Annotated in this window: 8 protein-coding genes and 3 pseudogenes; 2 read left to right on the forward strand and 9 right to left on the reverse strand. The window is 67.3% G+C overall.

Translation table 11 applies throughout. The annotated features are described in order from the left end of the window. Positions 1-29 precede the first annotated feature (29 nt). Positions 30-359, forward strand: a pseudogene (locus tag AB0N66_RS41285) (transposase); the annotation flags it as partial. A 99-nt stretch (positions 360-458) separates the two neighbouring features. On the opposite strand, the pseudogene AB0N66_RS41290 reads toward AB0N66_RS41285, so the two are convergent. The 4 genes and pseudogenes from AB0N66_RS41290 to AB0N66_RS41305 form a co-directional block, all read right to left on the reverse strand. Beyond that, positions 459-680 (reverse strand): annotated as a pseudogene (locus AB0N66_RS41290) (transposase); the annotation flags it as partial. A 6-nt stretch (positions 681-686) separates the two neighbouring features. Next, positions 687-1,220, reverse strand: coding sequence for a transposase family protein (locus AB0N66_RS41295; protein ID WP_365445762.1), 534 nt, complete (start codon positions 1,218-1,220; stop codon positions 687-689). 294 nt (positions 1,221-1,514) lie between these two features. Continuing rightward, a complete protein-coding gene (locus tag AB0N66_RS41300; protein ID WP_365445738.1) occupies positions 1,515-2,531 on the reverse strand; it encodes a hypothetical protein in 1,017 nt (338 codons plus the stop codon). Positions 2,532-2,761: 230 nt separating this feature from the next. Continuing rightward, a complete protein-coding gene (locus tag AB0N66_RS41305; protein WP_365445741.1) occupies positions 2,762-2,965 on the reverse strand; it encodes a hypothetical protein in 204 nt (67 codons plus the stop codon). 1 nt (position 2,966) lies between these two features. Here AB0N66_RS41305 and AB0N66_RS41310 point away from each other — a divergent pair, with 1 nt between their 5' ends. Continuing rightward, positions 2,967-3,581 (forward strand): hypothetical protein, encoded by a 615-nt coding sequence (locus AB0N66_RS41310; RefSeq protein WP_365445744.1) that lies wholly within the window; start codon positions 2,967-2,969, stop codon positions 3,579-3,581. A gap of 212 nt (positions 3,582-3,793) precedes the next feature. Here the strand turns inward: AB0N66_RS41310 and AB0N66_RS41315 are convergent, their stop codons facing one another. The 5 genes and pseudogenes from AB0N66_RS41315 to AB0N66_RS41335 form a co-directional block, all read right to left on the reverse strand. Further along, positions 3,794-4,186 (reverse strand): hypothetical protein, encoded by a 393-nt coding sequence (locus tag AB0N66_RS41315; protein WP_365445747.1) that lies wholly within the window; start codon positions 4,184-4,186, stop codon positions 3,794-3,796. Positions 4,187-4,343: 157 nt separating this feature from the next. Next, positions 4,344-5,057 (reverse strand): TnsA-like heteromeric transposase endonuclease subunit, encoded by a 714-nt coding sequence (locus AB0N66_RS41320; protein WP_365445750.1) that lies wholly within the window; start codon positions 5,055-5,057, stop codon positions 4,344-4,346. Between the two features lie 386 nt (positions 5,058-5,443). After that, on the reverse strand, positions 5,444-5,740 hold the full coding sequence (locus AB0N66_RS41325) for a hypothetical protein (RefSeq protein ID WP_365445753.1): 297 nt from the start codon (positions 5,738-5,740) through the stop codon (positions 5,444-5,446). 690 nt (positions 5,741-6,430) lie between these two features. Beyond that, a complete protein-coding gene (locus AB0N66_RS41330; protein ID WP_365445756.1) occupies positions 6,431-7,528 on the reverse strand; it encodes a hypothetical protein in 1,098 nt (365 codons plus the stop codon). A gap of 959 nt (positions 7,529-8,487) precedes the next feature. Continuing rightward, positions 8,488-8,657 (reverse strand): annotated as a pseudogene (locus AB0N66_RS41335) (transposase); the annotation flags it as partial.

Here is an 8,657-nt window from a genome sequence, read left to right on the forward strand (position 1 = left end):
GCCACGGACTCAAGGCTTTTGGCAGCGACAGCGGGATCTCCAGGAGCGAAGTCTCCTGAATCTGCGGCGGGTTGGACGCCCGGCTGGTCATCTTCCGAGACCAGCCGCTGGATCACACCCACTTCCCCTACCTCCACCTGGACGCCACCTATTGCAAGGTCCGGGTCAGCCACCAGATCGTCTCGCGAGCCGCGATCATCGCCACCGGCATCACCGAGGACAGCAACCCCGAAGTCCTCGGCGTCACGGTCGGGGACAATGAAACCTTGGCGTTCCGGGCCGAGTTCCTGCGCTCGCTGCGAGCCCGCGGCCTGGTCGGCGTGCGGCTGGTCAACGCCGGCCACCACTTGGGGCCGGTCGACCTGAGCGTGGTTGACCTGGTGACGAGTCGAGATCATGGCGTTCTCCTCTTCGGGCTGAAGGGTGAGGGCACGCAGCTGGTCGCGGTGGGTCGCGACGCACTTCTCGACCGCCTGACAGAGGTTCTGCCACAGATGAAACCGGTCTGCGACTTGCAGGTCATCCGGGGCGCCGTACGCGGCGCCTTCGGCGTAGGGTCCGCCACGGTCCCGGCAGATCACCTCAGCTCCGGGGTGAGCCGTCGGCCATGCGGCCAATGGTGCCGTCTCGCGACCCGGCAGCACCTCGATGGGCCGGTGCCGTTCACCATCCGTGATCACAGTGGCCTACGGGTGACCGCGCCTGGTGGCGAAGTCGTCGACACCGAGGACCCGTGGCGGGTCGTAGAACGGGTCGGGCAGCGCCCGAATCCGGTTCAACAGCCCCACCCACCTCACTGTCAGACCAAGGGCGTTGGCCATCCGTGCCCCGGCACGGTCGGCCAACGCGAGCGCGATCCGGTCCAGCAACACGCCCAGCCGTTCCGTGACGCGGGCGTACGGGCTGGTCAACGCTGGTATCTGCTCGGCAAATGTGCGCTGAGGACAGGCGCCGTCAGCGCATACGAAGCGCCTCACCGAGAGCAGGATCCGTACTGCGTGCCCGGCCGACGGAAGATCCTGCAAGCGACGCTCGTAACGGTCATGGACACGTGCCGACGCCTGGCCGCGCGCTGGATTTCCGCAGGCCGCTGCGACGTCCGGCACACCGTCCGGTCCCACAAGCGCGTCATATGTCCCGGCCTGCAGCCAGTCGGCCTGGTTGTCGTCAACCTCGGCAACCGCGAAAGCGATGAGCCTTACGGCACCCGCCGTCCCCACCCGGGCCAGAGCCTCTGCCGTCTGTCAAGTCACCGCCGTGTCCTCGACGTCCATCAGCAGCCCCACCAGCGTTTCGGCAGCCTCAGGGACATCAGTGAAGGAAGCAAGGTCACACTTGGCACGAACCCGTTGCGTCCACGAAGGAGACGCTGCCTCAGCCAAGGCCGCCTCCAACCCACCCGTCACCTCTGGCACACCAGAAAGCCTCTCGCCCCACGACGAAAATCGAATCCCGGGTTGAAGCTGCCCACACGCTTGGCGAAGACGATGGAAGCATCCGCCGAGCCGGAGGCCTCAGCTGTACTCACGGTAGTACAACAGTTGACCCGCCTCGCCTGCGGCGGCGCCCTCACTGGGGAGGAAGAGGCTGACCAGCACCGCGGTCTTGCCGTTCGGTGCCTTTAGCGTCGTGATGCTGGGGTTGGCGTAGGCGGTGCTGCCGCCGTTGGTGTGGATGGTGGTCTGGTCGGCGTTGCCGGTGGCGTAGTCGTAGACGAAGGTGCGCCAGGACCTGAAGTCGTTCTTCGTGTACTGGCCCTCGATAACGCCCAGTTGGTAGCCACGGAAGGTGAGCGCGTCCCGGTCCCCGATGTTTCCCTTGACGCCCCAGTGGAGCAGCGCGTTGTCGAAATTCGACTGGGCCGAGGTCGACCAGGAGGAGAAGTTGGTCAAGGTGCCGCGCTGTTGGCGGTCGACGTCGCAGTTCGCGTAGTAGTGGCCGCCGATGTCGATGACCGAGTGGTCGATGTCCGGCTTGAGCGTCACGGAGTAGATGTTCGGCGTTCCCTCGGCGCAGGACGACAGTGTGCGGGGAGTGTCGTAGCTCTTCGTGACGCTGCCGCTGAGCAGATGGGCGCGGTCGGGGTAGTAGCGGACGGCTATGTGGTTGTTGGGGTCCTGCTCCCATGCCATGACATAACCACCCGTGGATATCTGGGTGATGGAAGGCTGCGAGGCACCGGTGCCCAGGTCGCGGGCGAACGTCCAGTTCATCAGGTCGGCGGAAGTCGCAACAAGGGCATGGAAACGGCCGTCGCCGAGCATCGTGTGGTACACCGCGAGGTATCCGCCGGAGGAATCCTGGATGATCTTCGCCGTGTCCATGCTGTGCCCGGCGCTGTCGGTCGCCCCATAGCGGTGGGCGTTGGCGCTGGTCACGTTCTCGATCATCCCGCGCAGTTCAGCGCGCGCGGCGTCGGAGGGTGCCGCCACCGCGGGTGTGAGTAGCCCGCCGATCAGGAACGCCGTCGTCGCGATGGCGAGTACGGCCACCCTGGCCGCGCCGCCGTGTCCCTGAAGTGTGCGTCCCATCGATCATTCCCCCGCGAGATAGGCGCCAATTCCTGGCGTGACAAAGGAACTTGGACGCACCGAGGCCAAGCATGGCGTCCGTGTATTGGGTACCGCAGCACCGCGCACCTCAATCCCGACTACGTGTCGACTGCTGAGGTTCTTGGTTCGGGGTGGTGTTGTGGCGGCGTCGCGATCAGCCCAGTCGCCGCGGTGAATGTCGGGCGGGAGGGGCCTGTGGTGCATCTCTGTCAAGCGGGTGCGGACCGCTCGGCGGGGTCGTCGGTGCTGCCCCGCTCGCCTTCGCCACCGAGCAGCTGCGCCACTACCTGCCGATCATCGCTCTCGACCAAGAGGACGAAGAGCTTGAGCTTCCTGAACTTCTCGTGCGCGTACGGGCGTGGGAGGACGAGGACACCACGGGAGACCCTGTAGCTCTGGTGCAGGCAACTCAAGATGAGATGGAACAAGCCGGCTGGCCAATGCGTGCTGGTCCATCTCCCGGGCCGAGCAAGCAGTCCGGACCGCACACGACGCGCTGCGCCGACAGATCTGCGCTCCCAGGACGCCGGTCTGGAACTGCACGCCATCGCCCACGCGGTCCGCGACCGGATCGACACCGATTCCTGCTACCGGATCTTCAACGGCAACGCCTTCGCCCAGCAGGTGCGCGGCAATCTGGGCGGACGGTGCCACGGTCGTGCGTACGCGGGCATCGCCGAGTACTACACGGGCGGGGTCCGTGTGGGCCTCACCGCCCTCCCGCACGAGGAGGACTTCGCGGAGGAGATGGCTATCCACATGTGGGCCGAGTTGGAGGAGCCCGGTGCGACAGCCACAGCCAGGATGTTTCACGAGGCGGCGCTCCGGGACGCTCAGGAACTGCTCGACGCACTCGCCGACCGCTACGACGTCCTCACACCCGGCGGCGATCCGGCCACCCCCACCTTCCTCGCGCCGGAGCCGCTCCCCTACACCCCGGCCGTCATCCGCGACCGGTACCCCAGCCGCTTCCACCTCTACCGTCCTCGTACTGCGCCATCGCCTGGGTCCGTCGCCGCGGCCTCGTAGACTCACCGGTCATGGCGCCCGACAGCCCCGCACAGCTCATCTCGCTTCTCGCCGGGCGGAGCCCTGTGGAGATCGTCGGCACGCGGGAGAGCGAGTGGGTCGACATCAAGAGCGGCGGTCCCAGCTGGCTGTGCATTGGACGTCCAAGGTGCTGGCTAACCAGGGCAGACGGAGCGATCAATCACGGGGTGCACATCGGCTGCGGGCCTGGTTCATCGGGTCGGCATACCTCCGTGCGGGCTATTGACCACCAAGGGCAGTGATCCTGCCACCAGGTAGGGGTGCTCGGGGAAGTGGTCAATGTGGAGGTGACCGCCGTCCTCGGCGGTCACCATGGCATGCAGATTCTCGGCCAGGACAGCCCTGGCATCGGGATCGCCGCTGATCACAAGGATCTGCCGCCGGGCGTCAAGTCCGATGCGGACGCCGGAGCCGGGTGCCTTCCTGACTTCGATCCCCGCCAGGGTGTTGCCGTCAAGCGGAGACGCGGACACGGAGCTGATGAACCCAACACCCTCGGCTACCGCCCTTGCCAGGCAGGCCAGTTCTGTCGCCGTCGCGGTGAGATCTACTTCGCCGGAAACGGGGTCGGACACGAGCCTCACGGGTGTCGCTCCTCCATGGTCGGCCTCCATGACGCAGGTGGGGCAGCAACACCAGCCTCGTCCGCCAGCCGCACCAGCGTCCCTGACAACCCGACCATGGTGTGCGGCCGCTCGTCGAGCCGGACCTGGTCGCCGACGCGCAGCGCCGCCCGTCCTCTCACCACGCTTCCGCCCGCGACACCAGCGTCGTGTCCGTCAGTGGCTTCGACAGGTCCGCCCGGCGCCGCCCCGCCCAGAGCAGATGGAACACCACTGGTAGCACCGCAATCGGATCACCCAGCAGTGACGCCTGTCCCACCAGCGGTGAGGGCACCGCGAACACCGCCATCAGCCGCTCGGCCATCCCCGCGGTGGTCGCATGCCGAGGGTGCCGATACCCCGCCGGCCAGCGGGCATTGGCCATCCGGACCGGGTCCACCATCCCGACCACCCGGTAGCCCCAGCCCACCGCCTCACATGCCAGCCGCGTCACCGCGAACTTGGCCGCCGACCGCTCGTCGACCCGATCCAGAGGCCGGCAGTCCACCAACAACCGCCGACCGTCCTCGGACCGTGCGAAATAGTCCGGCGCGTGCGAGACCACCCGGCCCTTGTCGTTCTGCCAGAACAGCCAAGTCGGCTGCGACAGCAGCCCAGTCACCTCGGGAGTGAAGTCCAGCAGCATCGCGTGGTCCCGCTCCAGCCACGACTCGAACCCCACGTGCCCGCCCGTCGTGACCAACCAGTACAGGCCCGGGAAGTTCCGCTGACCGCGGTATGAAGGGAAGCCACGTACTGGTGGTCCCGTCTCGAACGCGCCCTCTTCCGCCTCACTCAGCGGTCGTCGGTGTTCACCTCTGGCATCCCGCCAACCGACCGCGAACTCGTCCACGTGTAGCGGTTCCGTATCGCTCATCCCACCCAGACCCATGCACTTCACTGTCCAGAATCAATGGGAATCCACCAGAGGTTTCGGGATGAAACCCCTCAGGTGAGTGACGCTGCGAGCCAGCTCAGTCAGAGGTTGCGTGATCATCGGCAGCATCGCCTGAGGCGGGTCGAAGCCTGCGCCGTGCCGCGTCCAGACGTTCGTCACAGTCCGCCGCGAAGATCCCCGGCAGGGACTTGTCGAGCGTGCCGGCCAGCCTATGAATGGGTGCCCAGACCGCCTCATCGTCGACGAGACGGCTGGTGGTGCAGTCGCAGGCCTGTTCGAGGGTGGTGACCAGTCCGGTCCATTCCTCGGTACGGGGAAGGGGACGGTGCAGCAGATCTGCTTCACGTGCCTCGGACTGAGATCATCTGGTCCACGGTTTGCTGAACCTTCGGCAGGAACGCCGCGATCGTCTCGCTGTTGGGTTCCTCGCCGAGCAGGTCCAGAGCGGTCGCGCGGGTGAGGACGATGTCGGCCTGGTAGACCAGGCCTGCGGCCCACACGTCCAACTCCGCTTCGGTGCCCCCGTCGCCAGGACCGTAGTTGATGTACAGAACGGGGAGCTCAGCGGAAGAGTCCAAAAGGGTACGGATGAATGCGACGGTAACCTGCGGCGCTGGCCTGTCGATGGTCGGTTCCATGGTGTGACGCTCCTCCAGCTGATAGTTGAGTCAGCTTATGTCCGCTGCGGCGATCAAACTTCATTGTCACAAACCGGCGTTGGTCAACCTTCAGTGGCAACCGGTCAAGGTTCAGCGTCACGGGAGTGCGCCACGAAGTACCGCGTAATCGAGTGGAGGTGAATGGCCGACACCGCCGGGCCGTCACAGCGGCCTGGTGAAGCTGGAGGCAGCCTGATCCGGGGAACGCCGGGGAGCGTGCCAAGCGGCCCCGACAACGGCGGAACGTGCCGGGACTACCGGACGGCGCGGGTCCGGCTAGCGAGGTCAGAGTAGGCCGTGACGGCCACGGACACCCGGCTCTACGGGAAGGCGACCGCGCAGGCGTGGGACCGGCTGCACCCACGGCTGACCCGCCCCGCACGTACCGGCTGATCCTATTCTGTACCAGCTCGCCGGCTACCTGCTCCTCGACTGCGACAAGGCCTACGGCGTCGAGCGGGTCGGCCTGTATGTGTCGCGGCAGTGCAGGCTGATCGACTGGGCGACCGGACACTTCCTGCGGCTATCGAAGCCGGCGGCGTACACTCGCAGCGGACCCGGGGCGGGCGGACGCGGCATCCGCTTCGTCATCTCAGGCTCCCCAGAGCGTAGTTGACGCCTTCACCTCGCGGCCCACTCCCGCACGAACCCGCCGTCAACAAACCACCGCTAGGACCGCGTCGCCCTCCCGCACTCGTCCCCAGAGGACTGGCCACGCCCGACCGGAGCGCTGCGGTCGTACGGGTCGACCTCCGTGCCGGCCTCGTCCGCCCGGCGGTCCGTGCCGAAGGGCGGGGTGAAGTAGCCCGTGGGGGCTGCGCAGCCCCCGTTGGTCATGTCGTACTTGTACGAGACGATCGAGAACGTGCCCGGCTCGGTGATCACCTTTTCGGGGTCGTCCCAGCTCAGGACCAGCTCGCGCCGGACGATCGTGCGCACGATCTCGTCGTTGTCGCCCGCGTCCGCGCTGGTGACCGGGTAGACGAAAGTGACGTCGGCGGTCACTTGGAGCGCGCCGCGCTCGCCCTCCCGGTAGGTGAGCCGGCCCCGGGTCTTCACGACGTCGCCGACCAGGTGGGTGCGGGAAGGCTGGAAGCGGCTGAAGAGGAGGAGGGGGTCGTTCTTCTCGCTCGGGGTTCGGAAAGCAGTTTTCAGGAGCTCTTGGACGTCCTTCTGGTACGGGTTGATCAGTGCAATCGCCTGCTCGGGGCGCTCGCCCTGCAGCACCTCGCGGTCCAGGCCGGACGCGACGAGGAAGTCCCGACTGCGGGCGAGGGCCCGCTCGACCTCGACCGCGCTCATCCAGCCGACCGCCCCGGCCTTCGGCACGGTGATCCCCGCCGCTCCGCTCGCCCAGCTCGCCGCCGGCGAACCACGGAACGGCTCGTCCATGGTGGGGCGTTGAGCCGCCTCCGCCGCGGCTACCTGGGTCGGGCGAGCGGTCTCGGCCGCCAGCGGGGAGTCAGGGTCGTCGCCGGCGAACAGGTCCACTACGCGCCCCGGCGCAAGCGCCGTCACCAGCAGCACCAGCGAGGTCAGCAGCCCGACCACGTACCAGCCCGTGCGCCGCTTGGGCCGCGCGGGGGTGTAGCTACGCCAGCCCTCCGGGTCGCGGCCGGGCTCCGCGCGCAGCCGCTTTGCCACGACGCGGGCCCGCGCCGACGGCTCCTTGGGCGCGTCGGCGGCACCCGCCACCGACTCGCGCAGAAACCGCTCCCACTCCTCGTCGGACCTGGACGAGCCGTTCGGCTCCGTACCCGCGCCCATCCCCAACCCCCTGGCAATCAGCAGACCGCGGCCCACTCCCCTGGGGCGCGTCCGCATCATGGCACAGGGCTCTGACAGCGAAGCAGGCGGGCGGGCGGTGTGGGCGCGCCACCCTCTCTCAGCCGGCCAACTGCAGGGTTCTGACTGCCCTCAGCAGCACCGGTGGACACCACGTCGTGAACCGCTACGTGATGGCCATCCGGCAGGGCATCGCGGTCCCCGTCGTACTCGGGCTCCGCGCTTCCCGTGTTGTCCACTGTGAGCTGCGACAGTGAAGCGGCATCATGGTCGGGTCGGGGGTGGTGCGAGTGCCGGAGAAGAAGCCGGCGCGGCAGGATCTGAATAGGAACCGCCGCAGAAGTGGCTTCGTCGGTCGACACGGCGAACTGGGAATGTTCCACGACAACTTGTCCCGGGACCCCGAGATGAGGCTTTTCAGTACCCCTTCCACGTCCACGGACAGGCAGGCGTCGGCAAGACGACACTGGTCAGGCAATGGGACTCCGCTACCCGGGAGTTGGGCGCGATGACCGCTTATCTCGACGATGACGTGCACAGCATCGTCGAGGCGATGGAAGCGATCAGCGTGCAGTTCAGGTGGCAGGGCGCGGCGTTGAAGGGGTTCGAGAAGTTGCTGGCGGCCTACCATCAGCGCCGTCACGAGGCTGAGACGCCGATGAGCGCCACACCACTGGGGAGTGTCGGTGTCGCAGGAGGGGGCGACGGGCCTGTTCCCCCGGCGTCGTTGTCCAGCACTGTGGTGGTCCAGGCCGGGCTGGCCGGTCTGGGTCTGCTCGGGATGGGGCCGATCACAGGCCCGATGGATCCGCAGCAGTTGGCACAGCACGCCGACCGTATGCGCGTTTGCGCTCAGTGCCCGGTTGCGCAATCACGCCGATGTCCAGTTGGTGATGTCTCCGGTGCAGATACTGACGCCCGCGTTTCTGGAAGACCTGGCGGAGGTGGCCGATGTCCAGGCGGATCACCGTCCCTTCGACGATCGGGAGGGTTCCGTCGGCGGCTGCCCAGGAAGAGCGGTAGGTCAGCTTGGGGTGCAACCGGTTCCAGGACCGGGCCCTGGCGGTTCCGTAGAGGCGGGTGTCGGTGACGGTTTCGGTGTCCGGGGTGC

The organism is Streptomyces sp. NPDC093544 (genome assembly GCF_040683495.1).
GTDB lineage: Bacteria > Actinomycetota > Actinomycetes > Streptomycetales > Streptomycetaceae > Streptomyces.

Excerpts from the sequence above, each read along its gene's own strand:
- AB0N66_RS41330 (WP_365445756.1), bottom strand. The coding sequence starts at position 7,528 with ATGGGCGCGGGTACGGAGCCGAACGGCTCGTCCAGGTCCGACGAGGAG.
- AB0N66_RS41300 (WP_365445738.1), bottom strand. The coding sequence starts at position 2,531 with ATGGGACGCACACTTCAGGGACACGGCGGCGCGGCCAGGGTGGCCGTA.
- AB0N66_RS41325 (WP_365445753.1), bottom strand. The coding sequence starts at position 5,740 with ATGGAACCGACCATCGACAGGCCAGCGCCGCAGGTTACCGTCGCATTC.
- AB0N66_RS41310 (WP_365445744.1), top strand. The coding sequence starts at position 2,967 with ATGAGATGGAACAAGCCGGCTGGCCAATGCGTGCTGGTCCATCTCCCG.